The sequence below is a fragment of the Polaribacter sp. L3A8 genome (assembly GCF_009796785.1).
Taxonomy (GTDB): domain Bacteria; phylum Bacteroidota; class Bacteroidia; order Flavobacteriales; family Flavobacteriaceae; genus Polaribacter.
Genome location: NZ_CP047026.1, coordinates 4059070 through 4075768 on the forward strand (window position 1 = coordinate 4059070; position 16699 = coordinate 4075768).

A 16699-nucleotide genomic window follows, 5' to 3' on the forward strand; every position below is an offset into this window, starting at 1 on the left:
TAAACCTCTATTTTGGATACTTCAATTGAACTAACAAAACTATTATTACCAGAAATTCTTGTTGACTATTTTAAACTAACTAAGCACGAAGTTAAAAATGGAGAACTTCATTTCCATTTCACAGAATTAAATACGATTCCTGAAGAATTCAAAGCACTTAAATTAAATTCTAAAGGTTTTTTTCCTGAAGCTACTATTCAAGATTTTCCAATTCGAGGTAAAAACGTTTTTCTACATGTTATTAGACGACGTTGGGTTGAGGAAAATTCTAAAAAAGTAGTTACAAGAGATTGGCAATTAGTAGCAAAAGGCACTAGAATAACTAGTGAATTTGCTGCTTTTTTTAAAAGATATCAGTCAGTAATAACGCCACTAGCACAAGTACTGTAGCTAATTTCTACGGGGTAAATCCCAGAAGTTTACAAAGACAGTATAAGGATTATTTAAGTGATTTTAAAGCTTGGGATCAACAGAAGCACGCAACAGACTAGTTATTGTTTGCAAAGAATTTAGGGACTCACTTATCACTTGATGAAACTGCCTTTTCTAACGGTGATTTATATACCATAATAACAAATAAATTAGCTAAAGGAAAGAAAGGCGCAATAGTAGCCATGATCAAAGGAACTAAAGCTGAAGTTGTCATAAAATTCCTTTAAAACACAGGAAGAAAGTCAGGGAAGTAACCTTGGATATGGCGGGAAATATGGGGCTTATAGTCAAGAAATCCTTTCCAAACGCTGCCTTAGTAATAGATCGTTTTCACGTGCAAAAATTAGCATTAGATGCACTGCAAGAAATAAGAATTAAACATAGATGGGAAGCGATTGATGCTGAGAATGATGCCATTGAAAACACCAGAAATAAATCTTTAAAATACCCCAAAACTATTACCTAATGGAGATACTCTCAAACAACTATTAGCTAGAAGCAGATATCTATTATATAAATCAAGTAGTAAATGGACTAAAAATCAAGCCATAAGAGCAGAAATACTGTTTGAAAAATATCCGGATATAGAGAAAGCATACAAGTTATGTCAAAATCTATCTTGGATATTCAATAACACTACAGACAAAACATCAGCACTTATAAGACTTGCTAAATGGGATGAAAAAGTAAGACAGGCACACTTTAAAAGCTTCAACACTATAGCTAGAACGATGTCGATACATTATAAAAACATCTTAAACTATTTTGATAATCGAAGTACGAATGCATCAGCAGAATCATTCAATGCTAAAATTAAAGCCTTTAGAGCACAGTTTAGAGGCGTCAGAAATGTGGATTTTTTCTTATATAGACTTACTACTATTTTTGCGTAATTCTTAAATCCCACAACTTTTTGACTTGATCCTTAAAGTTGCTATAGATATTCCATAACTTTTTTTAAATTTTGGGCATAAAAAAAACCTTATTATTTCTAATAAGGTTTTGAGCGAAAGACCAGGTTCGAACTGGCGACATTCAGCTTGGAAGGCTGACGCTCTACCAACTGAGCTACTTTCGCATATATTGGTAAGCGGTTGCAAATATACAACGTTTATTGAGTTCTGCAACTTTTTTTTAAAAAAAATTAATAAAATTTTTTGTCATCACGTAAAACCTTCAAAAAGTGAAAACCGTAGATATTGTACCCTTCATTATAATAGAATTTATGAGATTGTGGGTTGTTTACATAGGCATTTAATTCTATGGCTTCGCAACCTTTATTTTTAACATGATTGTCTATCCAATTAAAGAATTGTTTTCCAAGTCCTTGTCCTCTTATTGCATCGTCTATAATTACATGATCTGGCTCTACGGTTTTACCAATATAATGTCTTGTTGAATACCAAAGACCAGAAATTCCTACTAGATTATCATCAATATATAAACCGATACACTCGTAATTTTCTGTTTTTGCTATTTCTACAACTCTTTCTTTTAATATTGCTAAAGGTGTTTTTGAGTTTAATTTTGTTAAAAGAGGGATGATTGTCAGAATTTTATCGACTTCAATTACTTTTATTTGCGTTTTCATACTTTAGAATTGAATTATTGAATATAAAATAAGGCGAATATATAATTGTCTCTTTAAATTAAGGTGATTTATCAATAATAAAGATTTTTTGTGTTTTCTTCTTCAAAATTTAGGCTTTATGTTTTTTTTACTTGTATAAAAATAAAAGTAAATTCTTTTATTAGAGATTGATGATTATGTATTTTAGCTTATTCAAATTATACTCAGTTTTACTTCTATGATTTTAAAATACAAATGGCTAAGGCAATTAAGTATCGTTATTTCTTTTTTAGTATTGCTTTTTTCTTGCTCTAAACAAGATACTATTGGTCTAGATATAGAAAAAAAACTAGGTAGGTTAGATAGTATTACCCAAACACAACCAGAACAAACCCTTTTAGAATTAGATGGTTTATTGCAAAATTATAAAGATTTAACTTCTTTAGAGCAGGCCATGTTATTGTTTAAAAAAGGAGAGGTTTTGTATTTAAATCTTAAATATCAAGCAGCATTAAATGCGCATTTAAAAGCATATCAATTATTTATAGAATTAAACGACACCTACAATCAGGGGCGATGTTTAATTACATTAAGTGGTGCATCACTACATATTGGAGATGTAGAAACATCGCAAGTTTATGCGCTTAAAGCATTGCATTTGGCACAATTAATAAAGGACAAACGTATAGAAGGTAAAGCGTATAATCAGTTATTTAATCTTCATTTTAAATTAAAAGATTACAACAAAGCACTGTCTTATATAAAAGTAACCGATAGTTTGTTTGCTAAAGGAATTGATACGGCTTCTATTATATCGATAAAAAATAACAAAGCCAGTGTTTACTTACAGCTAAAAGAATACAACAAAGCTTTAAAAAGTTATTCTGAAGCAATGCAGTTAAGTCATGCTACAGGAAACCCAAAAATATTAGCAAGTGTTTTAAATAATATAGGGTATACTTACATAGAAGCTGGCAAATACCAAAGGGCCGAAAAATTTCTAAGAGGAGCGGCTACTTTAAATAACAATATAAAAGATATAAATGCTGCACCTTATAAAGGTTTGGGTAACCTGTTTTTATTACAATCCAAAAATGACTCCGCAGCAATTAATTATAAGAAAGCATTAAATATTTATGTTTCTAATAATAATGCTAAGGATGAAATAGAGGTAAGAGAAAAACTTATTGCAATAGCAATTATGTCTGCAGATTATGTAAAAGCGTTAGACAACCAAATAGTAAGAGATAGTTTGCAATTAAACGTAAGTAGATTAGAACAAAACAGGCTTTTAAATTTTGCAAATGTTACTTATAAGGTAAAACAAAAGGAAACAGAAATTAATCATCAAAAAGAAATTAATAGTAGAAACCATTGGCTTTTAATAAGTACCATATTGTTGTTTATCTTGTTAGCTATTGCTACTGCTTTTTATATTTACAATACAAAACTAAGAGCAGCTAATAAGGCATCTAAATTAGAACAACGTTTATTACGCATACAAATGAATCCTCATTTTATCTTTAACACCTTGGCTGCGATTCAGAATATCACTTTAGAAGGAAACCCGATAAAATCATCTAATTATATTGCAAAATTTTCTAAGCTGATTCGGCAAAATTTCGATTATGTTAGAAAAGAAGCTATTTCTTTAGATAAAGAGATTGCCATGATTTCTAATTATATAGAAACACAACAATTACGTTTTAATAATGTTTTTACGTATGCTGTTGAGGTTGATAATGCTATTGATGCGACTAAAATACAAGTGCCACCAATGTTGTTGCAACCTTTTTTAGAAAATGCCATAGAATATGGATTAAAAGAGAAGAAAAAAGGAGGGAAGCTTCTATTGAAAATAGAAAAGGAAGCGGAAGAATTGTTGTTTGTTATTTTAGATAATGGAGTAGGTAGATCATCTAAAGCTAAGCAAGAAGAATTAACGGAAGATTTACACGCTACAGCTATTTTTAAAGAACGTTTAAAAATGCGAAAAAAAGGAGAAGAGAAATCCTTTATTCTTCAAGATTTATTTGATAAAAACAACAAGCCTTCTGGAACAAAAGTATTTTTTAAATTAAAACTATAATGATAAAAGCAGTAATAATAGAAGACGAGTTTAATGCTTTAAATACATTAGATAAACTGATAAAATATACTCAGAAAGATATTGAGGTTATTGCAAAAATAGATACTGTTACAGATGCTATTTCGTTTCTAAAAAAGGAAACGATAGATTTAGTTTTTTTAGATATAGAATTAATTGGCGGTAATGCATTTCAGATTTTAGAAGCTTTAGATAGCATTACTTTTAAAATAATTTTTACCACTGCGTATGATGAGTTTGCTATTAAAGCCATAAAGTTTGATACGATAGATTATTTATTAAAGCCGATAGATTCAGAAGAATTATCAGAATGTATAGATCGCTTTAGAATTGGCTATAAAAAAGAACAAGTTTATAAAAATGCTTTAGACAAGGTTTCTGAAATTAATAAAAAAGAAATTGACAAAACCTTGTTAATTAAAACTGCGGATGCTCAGTATTTTTTGCAAACAAAAGATATTGTACGTTGCCAATCAGACGGAGCGTATACTGTTTTTCATACAGTTGATAAAAAAATAATGAGTGCTCGTAATTTAAAATACTACGAGAACATTTTAAGTGAACACACCTTTGTACGCGTGCATCAATCTCATTTAGTAAATATAAAATACATAAAAAAGGTGAATGCTAACAATACGGTTCACTTAACAAACCAAGAAATAATACCTGTTGCTACACGTAAAAAATCGTATTTAAAACAGGTTTTAGATAGCTTATAAATGCGAATATAAAACGAAAAAGATCAAATGTAAAACGGTTTTAAAAACATCCTAATCAAGTCTTAGTTTTGAGGTATACAAAGAAATAACCTTTAAATTAAAATATCATGGGATTAAAAGAAAACAGATTTACAAAAACATTTCAAGAAGCACAATTTCTAGAATTAAAAGCACAAATAATAGCAGCTGCAGGTTTTGATGTACCTTTAAACATTGAATGGAGCACTTTATTTGAAGATCGTTTTTTACACTTATACAACGATTCGTACCCTAAAATATATTTTTTACCACTTGTAGCCGCTTTTAAGTCTATTGCAGCAGATAAAATGGGGAAAGAAGCTTTAGCAGAAAGCTTAAAAGAAATACACATATTAAATACCAAAGACCACCACAACCCTACGAATGCGTATGCATTTTCTAATGGAGTTTTAACTGTAGACCATAGTCCTATTTTAAATGCAGATGATGTTGATAGCAGGACGAAAGTATTGGTTAATTTATTAGAAAATAATTTATAAGCAAAGGCTAAGGCTTTGTGTAATTGGTAAATAATATTGGTATGTATAAATTTATTTTTTATAGTATTTTAATCGGAATTCTATTCTTGCTGGTTGGTTGTGGCGTTTCTAATATGAAAGCTAAAAAAGGGTTTGTAGCCTACTTAAAAGAGCATCATCATAACAAATATGAGATTTTAACTTTTAAAAGAAACTTTAATGCAGCAAACATGAATCCTAATTTGTTTTGGGTAGAATTAGCACTTAAAGAAAACCGTAACATTGTTATAAATTTTGAATGGAATGCAAAAGACAATGCACTTTATGTTCCGTTTCATTATACAGAAGATAGAAGTATAGAGGCCTTAACTCATTATCAAAAACAAGAAATTTTATTAAGAGAAGCGTTGTACCAAGCATTAGATAAGGCTGTTTTAAATATGGATGTTAATGTATTTAATCATACAATTAGTATTGGTTTAGAATCTGAACCTACATTTAATAAGTTTCAATATTTTTCAAATAAAATAGTTAGCGTTTTAGATAAATATCCAAATACCTGGACAAGAGAAGCGCATGTAGAATTTAAAATTAAAGAAGAAGCAAAAGGTTTTTATGAGTTGATTGTTAAGCCCAATACATTTAATGATAGCAACGAATCTTATAGATACAAACAGCACGCTATTGTTGCTAATAATTACGGGTCTATAAAAGCAGTACATATAAACCATATTGTAGAACAAGAATTTTCTAAACCAAATTCTCCTGTGTATTTGAGTAACATTTGGGTCAATCAAAAAGATTTAAATTCATTTTACATCGCTTTCGAAAAACACGAGCCATTAAAAAGCCCCGAAAAAAACAAGAATTTAACAGAAGGTGTTGGTATGTATGTCGTGAAAATGAGTTACCCTAATTTAGAGAAGGAAACCTTAACCTATTACGATTACAAAACAACTTCTAGAGACGGAATTTTTCTGTATCTCATAGACCAATTACCAGAAGACTACCAATTTCTTATAGAACACTCATAATATCTAATTTACATCATGGAAAAAACATCATACTATAAAGCGTTTGTAGCCCAAACGCCAGAGGAAATCTTACGATCTATTTTTAAGAAAAAAGAAGCTGTTTTAATTGCTATTTCTTTAAATAATGGAACGTATCTAGAAGGTGTAATTCTAGATTTAAAGGAAGATCATAACCACAATAAATCGGTTTGTATGCTTTCTCAGAATGAAGATGTACTCTTTTTTAATACGCACAGTATTGTGTCTATTATAGTAAAACAACCTAAAAAAATGGTTGTTGAATTATCTAAAGGAGCTATTAGCAGGCCCATATCATCAGAAAATGAAAACCTAACAGTCTTGCAATTAAAACGCTGGTTGCATAGTGAAAAAAGCCTATTAGGAAATCAAATAAAAGAGTTTAATGTTGATAAACTTCCGCTAGGAGAATTAAACAATCGATTAAATATTAAAGATGTTTTTACCGCATTAAAAAGTACTGTTGATGAAATAACAAAAGATATTTTAGGTAAAGAAGCATGGCAAGGTATTGATACAATTGTACTGCAACAAGAAAATAAGTTAGGTGTTGATAATCAATCTGGAGTATTAACAATATCAATTGCAATTGATAAAGCTTTACCAGAAAACTTATTGAATATTTTAGAAGAAAAATTACTTCAAATATTATAAAACAAACAAAAAAATCATTTTAAACAATTAATAAATTATAAAATAAAAATTATGGGACTTAAAGAAAAAAGAATTATCCAAGCCTTTAAAAAAGAATTATTTCCGGCATTAGAAACAGAAATTAATAAAGCAGCAGGTTTTGCCGTTCCTTTAGATATTTCTTGGAACACTTTAATGGAAGATCGTTTCTCTCACTTGTACAATGATACGTTTCCTAAAATATATTTTTTACCATTAATAGAAGCTTTTAAAGCTATTTGTGTAGATGAAATGGGCGTTGAACTTTTAAAAGCCGGATTAAAAAACGTAGTTATTATTAATGAAAACGAAGAACACAATTTAGAACGTGCAATTACTTTTGAAGAAGGAGTTTTAAAAATAAATCATAGTCCTGTTATAAATGCCGATGCTGTAGATAGAAAAACAACTCGCATTATTTCTTTATTAGAAGAAAAGTTAGAAGAATTTGCAGAAGGAACTCCAGAAGCAGCATCTACGGAAACAGAAAGCGCACAAGAAGCATCAGCAGAAACGGCAAAAGTAACTATTCAAGAATTATATAACCAATCTGTTGTAGTTTCTTTAGAAAAACAAGAGGTGTTTGGAGAAATGGTAGAAGGCTTAGGTTGGAGTTGCGATATGTTAGAAGGAAAATTAACGTACGGAGACGATAAAGTTTTTGACATTCAGGTGTTAGGTACTTATTCCGAAAATGAAAAAAGTTGGTTATGGGCTTGGGCAAATACACAAAGTGGTATTCCAGAAAAGTTTTTACAAACAGCTTTAGCAGCAAAAGCAATAGGAGAGGCTTATCAAATTGAAGATTTTGTTACATCTAAAAAAGAATTTAGTTCAGATCCGGGAGTTTATTTTTCTACAATAATTTCTGCAATGGTAAAAGAAAGTTGTTACGTACCATTAACTTTTAAAGGCTTAACGGTTTATGTTACCATAACATCTGCAGAAGCAGATAGCAAAGCAAGAACAGTGCCTGCTTTAATTTGTTCTCATTTTACAAAGGTAGCCGCAAACTATACGTTTCCTCATAAATACAGTTTGTATTTTTATTTAAAAGGAAAAGGATACGAAGTAGAATTGCCAGGTAATAATATTGTTGCTAAAAAAGAGGATGATCAAATTCTTGGAATTTTCGACTTAAAAGGTCGATTAATGAAAATATCTAATTCAAAATTAACTGTTCAAGCCTAAAATAGTATGTCATATATATCAGAAACACTTTCAGAATTAGAAAAAGAACATCAAGCTGCTTTAAATGCAGCCCAAGAAAAAATGTTAACCGATTTAAATGATGCACAAGCATCAGGAAATTTCGAAAAAATACAAGAAGCCAGTGTTGTATTTCAAAATATAACAACAGAATTGGCAGCAGAATACACCAAACGTATTGAAGAAATAAATGCTTTAAACCATAAAGCAATTGTAGATACAGCACCAGAAATTTATACGAATAACAGGGCCGATATCGATTTAAATTTATTAGTATATGATGGTGATAGAGATTACGTAATTGCTTTTCAGCAAGACGAGTTGATACAAAAAACGTTAGAAAAGGTAAACAAAAATAGTGGTAAATTTAAGTCTAGAAAACATTTGTTAAAATCTAGTTTAAGGCTTACAAAAACCTTAGCACCAATGCTTCATGAAATTGGTGAGCATTGTAAAAGTACCTTGAAATTAAAAGCAGATATTGAGTTTTTTGTGTATCAAGGAGATACTTTTAACGCTTCTTGCTATCCGCCAGATGAGAATAAATTATACATTATTTTATCCTCAGGAGTCTTAGAGCGTTTTTCTAAAGAAGAGTTAACTTTTGTAGTTGGTCATGAAATAGGCCATGTGCTTTTTGAACACTTCGATTATCCGGTAAGACAAATATTAGATACAGGAGAAAATGATTTAGCGCCTATCCATGCCATGAAATTGTATGCTTGGAACAGAAATGCAGAAATTAGTGCAGATAGAGCAGGTTTATTATGTTGTCAAAACTTTGAAGCTGTAGGGCGTACTTTCTTTAAATTATCGTCTGGTGTAACCACAGATTCTTTAGACTTTCAATTAAATGCTTACATAGAGCAATTTGTAGATTTAGAAGAGGTTTTAAACGATTCTAATTTAGATCCATCAGATTGGTATAGTACTCATCCTTTTAGTCCTTTAAGAATTAAAGCTCTAGAACTTTTTAATAAAAGTGAAACGTATGCCGCTTTTAATACGTCTGTTTCTGGAGAAATTACAGAAGAAGCTATGGAGGTAGAAATTAAACGTATTATGTCTTTAATGGAACCAGAAAACTTAGAAGAAGAAGGAGAACATTCTGAAAAAATACAACGTTTAATGTTTTTAGGAGGTTATTTAATATCTAATGCCGATGGTGTTGTAGACGATTCTGAAATACAAGCATTAAGTAGTATTGTGGCGCCTAAAGTTTTTGCCAATTGTATGATGACTATAAAAGGGCTTACAGAAGATGAAATGATTGATGAGGTGCAACAACTTACTAAAGATTTAGATGTTGTTTTGTCTGTAATGCAAAAGCTAAATATATTAAGAGATTTATCTATTATTTCTTATGCCGATGGAGAAATAGATGATAGTGAAGTAAATGTTTTATACAACTTGGCAAGACTTTTATATATCAATTCAGATTTTATAGATCGTGTTATTGGGGATGCACAAGGAGTCTAATAAAAAGTTTATAAGTGCTGTTTAAGAATTGGGGGATTCTTACTACAGTAATAAGAAGGGTGGTAATTTTAAATTACTGCCTTTTTCTTTTAAAAACCTAAAGCTTCTAAAACTTCTAATTTTGGTAATTCTTTACTTAATATGCTGTCAACAAAAATTCCAGATTTGTAAGTACCATCTCTAAAATAGAGAATACCAAATCCACTCCATATTCCATTTTTATATTCACCAATATATTTTATTACATTTTTATAATTGTTGTTACTAAAAGGTTTGTAGTTAGACCATTTTGTAATTCCAAAACCATTTTTAACAGCATCTTGGTAAGTGCCCATAAAACTATAATCAAGACTTTGAGATAAGGTCATTCCGTTTGGTTTTGTGTTTTTCCAATTGCTAAAAATATAACTATTGTTTTTTGCTTTAAATTGAATTCCGTATCCCGTATAGTTTTCGTTTTTACCTAAGCCAGCATACCAACCACCATCTTCTAGTTCCCAAGAAACCATTTTGTTTTTAGAAAGGTTATCGGTACTATTTAAAGAACCAAATAACCAATACCAAGTGTTGGTATATCTTTTTAGTTGAGGTTGCTTTTGGTAATAATCTTCTGCTTTTTTCTGTTGAACTTCGGTTTGTGCTACACTAGAATTGGTTGAGATACATATTAAAATTAATAGTAATAATAGGCTTTTCATCTGTTATAGGCTGTACTTTAGTGGTTTATACTGATGTGAATTGTTTTTTTATCGACTGAAAACTAGACGAATATTTTAAATGTTTAAGCAGGTAAAATTACATTATTTATATGATTTCTATTTAATATTGGAGTTTAAAAGAGGTTTTTATCAAACATTAAATTCTTTGTTTACTTATTAAATTAAATTAAAAGTAAGTTGAGGTTGGCAAAGGTTTGTGTTTAAAAGAAGCGAGCAAAAAGGTGTTTATTTTTCGTAAAGTGTATTTTGATGATGTTTTGTCTTTAAATTTAGGGAGGTAATTTATAAACTCTTATTTGGTAAGGTATAGTGACTTTTAATACTTTAAAGAATCTCTACAAGAAATTTGTTACCCTATAAATAGATATATCTAAATGATGTTGTTAAAAAATAGTAACTGAAATAAAGACTCAATTCTAAACATAGCTTAAGAATTATCAAATTTTTTGTAAAATTATAAAATAAAATTATTATTATGTAATATCTTGAAAAGATATGCGACAACATACTTAAATCTTTAAAAAGTATGAAAAAAATACAATTATTAATAATTTTAGCAATCACACTAATATGCTATAACTGCATTGGAGAAGATGTTATTATTGATGAAGTTGAACCAGAATTAAGAATTTTAAGTACAACGCAAAGCATTAGCATATCACAAACCGCTAATTTAGAAGCTACTTATTTTAATAATGTAGGACAACCAGAAAGTACAAATATTACTTGGTCTAGCAATAACGAAGCCGTACTAAGTGTAAGTAGTTCTGGTTTAATAACAGCTTTATCTGAAGGAACAGCAGTTATAAAGGCCGAAGTAATTAAAGAAGGACAATTACCAACTGAAGATACAATAAGTATAACTGTTACAGAAAAAACTACAACTCCTCCTACAAACTCTAATGTTTCACAAGTAAGCACTATAAGAACAACAAGTAGTTACAACTTACAGGGATCTTTTACTGTTTCTGAAATTGAAAACACAAATAATATTTTAATAGATATACAAAGCGATTACGAAGCAACTACAGCACTTCCTGGTTTATATGTCTATTTAACAAATAACCCAAACTCTATAAATGGCGCTTTAGAAATTGGAAAAGTTACTGTTTTTAAAGGCGAACATAGTTATACGATAAACAATCAAGGTATAAACAATTATAAATATTTACTTTATTGGTGTAAACCATTTGGAGTTAAAGTAGGTGATGGAGAATTTAATAATTAAATTGATTTAAAAAGATGATTTTAAAAAGAAACATATTAATAGTTATAGCAATTATTTCATTTTCTAATTCTGTTTTTTCTCAATGGACTCAAGAAAAAAACAAAGGATTTTATAAGCTATCTGCATGGTATTTAGAAGCAGATAAACACTATACAGACACAGGAGAAACAGACCCTAACACAACAAGAGGTTTGTTTAATATAAATTTATATGGTGAATACGGTATTTCAAAAAAGTTTGATGTTATTGCCTATATCCCTTTTTTTTCTAGATCTTTTGAAAACAGTGTTGTTTCTGGAACTACAGGAGAAGTTATTGAAAAAGGCGAAGGCTTTAATAGTGTTGGTGATATAGAGTTTGGTATAAAATACGGTATTCTTAATATTAAAAATTATGCTTGGTCTACAACATTAAGCTTTGGAATACCTACAGGAAGCAGCGAAGGAGGTAGCGATGGTAGTTTTCAAACAGGAGATGGCGAATTTAATCAAAACTTAAGAACAGACTTCGGAATATCTTACCACCTTGGAGAATTACCTGTTTACTCTAAAGTATATTTAGGATTTAATAATAGAACTAAAGGTTTTTCTGATGAATTTAGAACAGGTCTAGAATTTGGAGCTAATATTATAAAAGATAAATTATGGCTTATAGGGAAAGGTGATGTTTTAAACTCATTAAAAAACGGAAGCTTAAATAGTCAAAACTCACAAGGTAGTATTTTTGCAAACAATATCGAATTTGTAAGTTTAGGTGCAGAAATTAACTACTACCTTACACCTAAATTTGGTGTTTCTCTTAATTACTCATCAGCTGTAAGCGGACGTATTATATACGCAAGCCCATCTATTTCTGGAGGTATATTTTTAGATATAAAATAAGATAATAGCATAAAATAATTTTACAGAACTAATAAATTAAAGGTAGTAATTTTTTATTACTGCCTTTTTTTATTTGTATTCTGTTTTCTTTTTTTTATGTATTTATATGATGATACGTTTTTTTTAAGTTAGGGCTAACAATCCTTGTTTTTTTATAATTAGATACAACTTTTTATGATTAATTGCCGCTACCATCCTTTTTTAAATTAGAGAAGATTAATTGGTAGCCATAATAAATAAACTAATAATTTAAAATAGCTTTAGTAGATTTTTTAAGAGCACCTTGATAAGTCTATTCTTTATAATATAGTAAGTTACTAGATCTATTCTCTTTCTTATCAAAGCATATACGATAATAACTGCCTACCTGTCAATTATTTTAGCTTTCCTTATTTTTTGTACAAAAACTATTAACTAAATCTTTCTTGGATCAAACATCCAAAACTTTTTTTAAGCTCTCTCTAAATTTTTAATTCAATTTACTTATTGCTTTGTAAGTTTCTAAGTATTAGATTACTTTATTTTATAAAATCTATTTTTTTGTACAAAAGGCTCGAAACAAACCTTAAAAGTTTAATATTTAGTAGTTTTATTTTATAAATTGATTATTTCGTAAAAATTAAAGAATTTATTCTTTTTTATAGAGGTCAGTAGTTAGTTACATATAATTTTGTGATGTTCTACTTTCTCCTTTTCAACCATTTTAGTTATTAAGTTATTGAATATTGTTGCTTTACTTTGTGATCGATTAATTCTAAAACAAAATTCATTAAAATATCTATTTAGATTAAAGTCACTTACCCAAGAATACGTTGTTCTTATCCAAGATTTCACCTGATGAATCATTGTATGAAGTGCTTTAAAATTCATACCTCCATTACTTTCTATTTGAGTAATATTATAAGCTTTCGCAATAGGTCTGTAACCTCTCCATTTGTCGGTTATCACTTTAGCTTCTCGACTGATATGATTCACAAAAATATATTGCAAAGAACTAGCTGAAAAATCTTCGATTCTCATGGCATACATTCTTTTAACTTTTCCATCTTCAGTTAGTTCAACAGCAGTTATAGCTTTCTTTTTCTTAGCATTATAACTTCTTCCTACTTTATCTTTTTCTCGTCCACCCAAAACAAATTCATCCACATGAACAATACCGGTCATAGGACTATTTCCACTACTTTCCATAGCTTCTCTAATTTTGAGCATAAATAAACGTGCAGTCTTTTCTGTTACACTAAAACGAACTGCAACATAACTAGCAGAAAGGCTTTTAGTACTCGTACTCATTTCAAAAACAATAAAGAAAGCTTTTCTAACACCAAACTTTACTTTATGAAAAAGTGTGTTTGATGTAGATGATTCTTGATGAGAGCAAATATTACATGTCCGTGAAAAATCTTTTCTTATTTGAGCCTTGTTATGACCACATTTAACACATTGAAATCCATCTTTCCACTTAATATCTGCCAAGTATTTCTTGCAATCTTCATCCGTTTTAAACCGATCAGCAAACTCTAGAAGGTTTTGTCCTTTAAATATATTCATAATATTACTGTATTTGTTGTTTTTAAAGATATGAATTTAAATACTGACCTCTACTTTTTTATATATTATTATCCTTGTTTTGTAAGGATAATACAATACAGGACAGGCTAAAATAATTAATCTTATAGTTTTACAAATGAGATTTTCTAATAAAAGTCTATTTATAAAAACTAACCCTAAATTTAATTAAAATGAAAACAAAACAAAAAATGATTAATTTAACAAAACAAATATTATTGGTATTGTTCTTTGGTATTATAGCATCATCTTGCTCAAATGAAGACGAAATGCTTTTAAATAATGACTCATCTGAAGCAGGTATAGAATCTATTAATGATAAAGAGCCCACGGTCTACGCAAGGGTAAGTTGTAATGAAACATCATTTCCTACTTTAGGACCAAGTGCGTCTAGTGCACAAACGTGTAATGATGCAACTAGTCCAAAAAATATAGGAACCTTAGATTGTAGAACTAATAGTGGAGGTTACTCTAATTTTGGTAATTATGGTAAATATCAAATAACAGGATCTTCTACAAGATATGGAGGAACAAAAACAAGAGTAGAGCGTCATTTTAGCGATATAAATCGTGCAAACAATAGAAACGGAAAACTATCTTATAGGTTTGTTATAGACGACTTAAGCGATGAGCAAACCTGTATTGTACAAGCACATGCCGTAGGAACTATTGTTGCAGGACAAAGGGTTGGGCAATCTGCAGAAAGTGCTGTTATTTTACTTTATGCAACAAAAACAAGCGATCCTAATAAATTTAATTTATATACTCACGAATCTACAACACCTTACACAACAACTAATAGTGGCGCTAGAACAGTTACTTTTTTTAGACAAGTTACAAAAGGGTTAGAGTATGATTTAACATTTAAAACAGGATATAATTCTGCTGGTAATGCATACACAGCTATAAGAGTTTGGAGAGGTGAAAGTTCTAAATATAAAAACCTAAACCATACATATTCAACAACTGGTGTTTATGTTAGATATGGTGCTTACGGAGCAAATGATACTGGAGATAGAACTGCAACAGTTAGAATGAAAAATGTTAGTTTTTGTAGAGAAAATTAATTTTTTAAAATAAAATATATAAATAACTATTAGTTTTTATAGAGTAATAAGAGGTTATCTTTTTAAGATAACCTCTTTTGTTTTTTATATTATTTGTTGGCGTAATGGACAAAATGGTTGGTCTTTTTTTTTGTGATTTCATTATCTGATATGTCGAATTTTAATAATATTGGAATTTCAAAAGTGTAAAATCAAAGTTCTTTCTAATTTGTTTTGACCCCTATAAAACAAGAGTAATCTTTTAAATTTCGATTATTGGTTAAGCGGTTAACTTTTTCATTCTAATAAGATGTTCATCTGCATTCCATTTTTCCATTGGTGTTATACGTCCTAACAAGCCGTGAAGTCTTCTATTATTATAAAATTTCACGAAGCGTTTTAGTATTTGCTCTATTTCTCCAAAATATTGGTAGTCCCACCTATTAAAGACTTCTTTTTTCAATATTCCATGATAGGCTTCTATATGTGCATTCTCTTCTGGGGTTGCTACGTGTGTAAATTCTTGTTGCACTCCAATGAGACCTAAATATTCACGTACTTTTTTTGCTATAAACTGGCTTCCATTATCACTTCTAATGACCACGTTTTGAGGGTAGTCATAATTTTCAAACAACTCAGAAAGTAGCGCTATAACGTGATTTTGTTTAATAGTAAAAGAAAAATAGTCTTTTACTATTCTTCGAGTGTGAACGTCAATAACTGATAGTAAATAAGCATTCTTTCCTACACTTGGTATCCAAACCATCTTTATATCCATCTCCAGGCATTCTAAAGGTCTAGAAGTTTGCACCTTTCTAAACTTTACAAACTTGCGTCCAGAACCACTTCTATCTATCCTATTATCAAGTTTCAACAAGCCTTCTTCCTTCATAATTCTATACAACTTTTTATGATTGATAGTGTAACCATCTCTAGTTAAATAGCTGGTCATTAATCGATAACCACAATCTATAAACTCGTGCTTTAAAATCTTTTATAGACACAACTACAGCGTCTTGTAATACAAAACCTTTAGTCTTGTGGAAAGTCTCTTTAGATGGCTTATTTCCTTTTTTACCGCCACTAGGTTCTCTATAATAGCTACTCGATACAATACCAACCATCTTTATAATCTTAGCCTTAGAGATTTTATGTTTGTTATAAATAGTGTCTACTAGATCTTTCTTGGATCGGACGTCCCAAACTTTTTTTTTAAAAGCTCACGTTGCACTTCAAGCTCGATTTCTCTATCACTCAGCAATTTTCGTAACACTCGATTCTCTTCTTCAGCTGCTTTAAGTTCTTTACTTTTAGTGTCATAGGTAACTTTTAAACCTGCTTCTCCTTTGTGCTCAAACTTCTTTTTCCAACTATAGAAAGTGCCAGTACTTACGCTGTATTTTCGGCAGGCCTCAACGATACCTATTTCTTCGGAAACAGATAGTATTTCTAACTTCTGTTCTAAAGTCCATTTCTTGTATTTCATATCTCAAATATATTAGTTTTGAAATTTAAAATATCA

The 16699-nt window shown here is 29.7% G+C and carries 19 protein-coding genes, 1 tRNA gene and 1 pseudogene; 14 read left to right on the forward strand and 7 right to left on the reverse strand.

The window, feature by feature from the left end; translation table 11 throughout:
• The first annotated feature begins 12 nt into the window (after positions 1-12).
• The 4 genes and pseudogenes from GQR92_RS16935 to GQR92_RS18210 form a co-directional block, all read left to right on the forward strand.
• Positions 13-390: an ISAon1 family transposase N-terminal region protein gene (locus tag GQR92_RS16935; protein ID WP_158838034.1), complete on the forward strand. Its 378-nt coding sequence runs from the start codon at positions 13-15 to the stop codon at positions 388-390.
• 104 nt (positions 391-494) lie between these two features.
• Complete coding sequence (locus GQR92_RS18200) at positions 495-659, forward strand: hypothetical protein (RefSeq protein WP_233269879.1); 165 nt, start codon at positions 495-497, stop codon at positions 657-659.
• Positions 660-694: 35 nt separating this feature from the next.
• A complete protein-coding gene (locus tag GQR92_RS18205; protein ID WP_368074166.1) occupies positions 695-898 on the forward strand; it encodes a transposase in 204 nt (67 codons plus the stop codon).
• 70 nt (positions 899-968) lie between these two features.
• Positions 969-1325: pseudogene (locus GQR92_RS18210) on the forward strand (ISL3 family transposase); the annotation flags it as partial.
• A 112-nt stretch (positions 1326-1437) separates the two neighbouring features.
• Here the strand turns inward: GQR92_RS18210 and GQR92_RS16945 are convergent.
• Both GQR92_RS16945 and GQR92_RS16950 read right to left on the reverse strand, forming a co-directional pair.
• A tRNA-Gly gene (locus GQR92_RS16945) sits at positions 1438-1510 on the reverse strand.
• Positions 1511-1576: 66 nt separating this feature from the next.
• Positions 1577-2023 carry a GNAT family N-acetyltransferase gene (locus GQR92_RS16950; RefSeq protein WP_158841595.1) on the reverse strand — a complete coding sequence of 149 codons (447 nt, stop codon included), beginning with the start codon at positions 2021-2023 and terminating at the stop codon, positions 1577-1579.
• 217 nt (positions 2024-2240) lie between these two features.
• Here GQR92_RS16950 and GQR92_RS16955 point away from each other — a divergent pair, with 217 nt between their 5' ends.
• The 7 genes from GQR92_RS16955 to GQR92_RS16985 all read left to right on the forward strand — a co-directional run bounded on the left by GQR92_RS16955 (position 2241) and on the right by GQR92_RS16985 (position 9737).
• Positions 2241-4091, forward strand: coding sequence for a tetratricopeptide repeat-containing sensor histidine kinase (locus GQR92_RS16955; protein WP_158841597.1), 1851 nt, complete (start codon positions 2241-2243; stop codon positions 4089-4091).
• The gene (locus GQR92_RS16960) at positions 4091-4828 is read left to right on the forward strand and encodes a LytR/AlgR family response regulator transcription factor (RefSeq protein WP_158841599.1); all 738 of its coding nucleotides are present in this window, start codon (positions 4091-4093) and stop codon (positions 4826-4828) included. Before GQR92_RS16955 ends, GQR92_RS16960 begins: the two co-directional genes overlap by 1 nt.
• 107 nt (positions 4829-4935) lie before the next feature.
• Positions 4936-5346, forward strand: a complete 411-nt coding sequence (locus tag GQR92_RS16965; RefSeq protein ID WP_158841601.1) for a hypothetical protein — start codon at positions 4936-4938, stop codon at positions 5344-5346.
• Between the two features lie 41 nt (positions 5347-5387).
• Positions 5388-6359 (forward strand): hypothetical protein, encoded by a 972-nt coding sequence (locus GQR92_RS16970; RefSeq protein ID WP_158841603.1) that lies wholly within the window; start codon positions 5388-5390, stop codon positions 6357-6359.
• A gap of 15 nt (positions 6360-6374) precedes the next feature.
• Positions 6375-7031: a hypothetical protein gene (locus GQR92_RS16975; RefSeq protein WP_158841605.1), complete on the forward strand. Its 657-nt coding sequence runs from the start codon at positions 6375-6377 to the stop codon at positions 7029-7031.
• Positions 7032-7082: 51 nt separating this feature from the next.
• Entirely contained in the window at positions 7083-8240 is a 1158-nt protein-coding gene (locus tag GQR92_RS17845) for a DUF6882 domain-containing protein (protein WP_199269155.1), read from the forward strand.
• A gap of 6 nt (positions 8241-8246) precedes the next feature.
• A complete protein-coding gene (locus GQR92_RS16985) occupies positions 8247-9737 on the forward strand; it encodes a M48 family metallopeptidase (RefSeq protein ID WP_158841607.1) in 1491 nt (496 codons plus the stop codon).
• Positions 9738-9826: 89 nt separating this feature from the next.
• Here GQR92_RS16985 and GQR92_RS16990 read toward each other — a convergent pair whose 3' ends face one another.
• Entirely contained in the window at positions 9827-10435 is a 609-nt protein-coding gene (locus GQR92_RS16990; RefSeq protein WP_158841609.1) for a hypothetical protein, read from the reverse strand.
• A gap of 547 nt (positions 10436-10982) precedes the next feature.
• On the opposite strand from GQR92_RS16990, the gene GQR92_RS16995 reads away from it, so the two are divergent.
• Positions 10983-11684, forward strand: coding sequence for an Ig-like domain-containing protein (locus GQR92_RS16995; protein ID WP_158841611.1), 702 nt, complete (start codon positions 10983-10985; stop codon positions 11682-11684).
• A gap of 14 nt (positions 11685-11698) precedes the next feature.
• Positions 11699-12565 (forward strand): hypothetical protein, encoded by an 867-nt coding sequence (locus GQR92_RS17000; RefSeq protein WP_158841613.1) that lies wholly within the window; start codon positions 11699-11701, stop codon positions 12563-12565.
• Between the two features lie 654 nt (positions 12566-13219).
• Here GQR92_RS17000 and GQR92_RS17005 read toward each other — a convergent pair.
• Positions 13220-14113, reverse strand: coding sequence for an IS1595 family transposase (locus tag GQR92_RS17005; protein ID WP_158837673.1), 894 nt, complete (start codon positions 14111-14113; stop codon positions 13220-13222).
• Between the two features lie 191 nt (positions 14114-14304).
• On the opposite strand from GQR92_RS17005, the gene GQR92_RS17010 reads away from it, so the two are divergent.
• Positions 14305-15198, forward strand: a complete 894-nt coding sequence (locus GQR92_RS17010) for a hypothetical protein (protein WP_158841615.1) — start codon at positions 14305-14307, stop codon at positions 15196-15198.
• A gap of 259 nt (positions 15199-15457) precedes the next feature.
• Here the strand turns inward: GQR92_RS17010 and GQR92_RS17015 are convergent, their stop codons facing one another.
• From GQR92_RS17015 to GQR92_RS17020, 3 genes are read right to left on the reverse strand one after another with little or no spacing between them, the layout of a single operon-like run.
• The gene (locus GQR92_RS17015) at positions 15458-16129 is read right to left on the reverse strand and encodes a DDE-type integrase/transposase/recombinase (RefSeq protein WP_233269900.1); all 672 of its coding nucleotides are present in this window, start codon (positions 16127-16129) and stop codon (positions 15458-15460) included.
• Positions 16110-16301: a hypothetical protein gene (locus GQR92_RS18055; protein ID WP_233269902.1), complete on the reverse strand. Its 192-nt coding sequence runs from the start codon at positions 16299-16301 to the stop codon at positions 16110-16112. The genes GQR92_RS17015 and GQR92_RS18055 overlap by 20 nt, the downstream gene beginning before the upstream one ends.
• Positions 16302-16351: 50 nt before the next feature.
• Positions 16352-16663, reverse strand: a complete 312-nt coding sequence (locus GQR92_RS17020; RefSeq protein WP_158838313.1) for a transposase — start codon at positions 16661-16663, stop codon at positions 16352-16354.
• Between the last annotated feature and the right edge of the window lie 36 nt (positions 16664-16699).

Bases quoted from the DNA above. Each gene is read 5' to 3' on its own strand.
- GQR92_RS18205 (WP_368074166.1), top strand. From the start codon at position 695: ATGGCGGGAAATATGGGGCTTATAGTCAAGAAATCCTTTCCAAACGCT.
- GQR92_RS16950 (WP_158841595.1), bottom strand. From the start codon at position 2,023: ATGAAAACGCAAATAAAAGTAATTGAAGTCGATAAAATTCTGACAATC.
- GQR92_RS16955 (WP_158841597.1), top strand. From the start codon at position 2,241: ATGATTTTAAAATACAAATGGCTAAGGCAATTAAGTATCGTTATTTCT.
- GQR92_RS16960 (WP_158841599.1), top strand. From the start codon at position 4,091: ATGATAAAAGCAGTAATAATAGAAGACGAGTTTAATGCTTTAAATACA.
- GQR92_RS16965 (WP_158841601.1), top strand. From the start codon at position 4,936: ATGGGATTAAAAGAAAACAGATTTACAAAAACATTTCAAGAAGCACAA.
- GQR92_RS16970 (WP_158841603.1), top strand. From the start codon at position 5,388: ATGTATAAATTTATTTTTTATAGTATTTTAATCGGAATTCTATTCTTG.
- GQR92_RS16975 (WP_158841605.1), top strand. From the start codon at position 6,375: ATGGAAAAAACATCATACTATAAAGCGTTTGTAGCCCAAACGCCAGAG.
- GQR92_RS17845 (WP_199269155.1), top strand. From the start codon at position 7,083: ATGGGACTTAAAGAAAAAAGAATTATCCAAGCCTTTAAAAAAGAATTA.
- GQR92_RS16985 (WP_158841607.1), top strand. From the start codon at position 8,247: ATGTCATATATATCAGAAACACTTTCAGAATTAGAAAAAGAACATCAA.
- GQR92_RS16990 (WP_158841609.1), bottom strand. From the start codon at position 10,435: ATGAAAAGCCTATTATTACTATTAATTTTAATATGTATCTCAACCAAT.
- GQR92_RS16995 (WP_158841611.1), top strand. From the start codon at position 10,983: ATGAAAAAAATACAATTATTAATAATTTTAGCAATCACACTAATATGC.
- GQR92_RS17000 (WP_158841613.1), top strand. From the start codon at position 11,699: ATGATTTTAAAAAGAAACATATTAATAGTTATAGCAATTATTTCATTT.
- GQR92_RS17005 (WP_158837673.1), bottom strand. From the start codon at position 14,113: ATGAATATATTTAAAGGACAAAACCTTCTAGAGTTTGCTGATCGGTTT.
- GQR92_RS17010 (WP_158841615.1), top strand. From the start codon at position 14,305: ATGAAAACAAAACAAAAAATGATTAATTTAACAAAACAAATATTATTG.
- GQR92_RS17015 (WP_233269900.1), bottom strand. From the start codon at position 16,129: ATGACCAGCTATTTAACTAGAGATGGTTACACTATCAATCATAAAAAG.
- GQR92_RS18055 (WP_233269902.1), bottom strand. From the start codon at position 16,301: ATGGTTGGTATTGTATCGAGTAGCTATTATAGAGAACCTAGTGGCGGT.
- GQR92_RS17020 (WP_158838313.1), bottom strand. From the start codon at position 16,663: ATGAAATACAAGAAATGGACTTTAGAACAGAAGTTAGAAATACTATCT.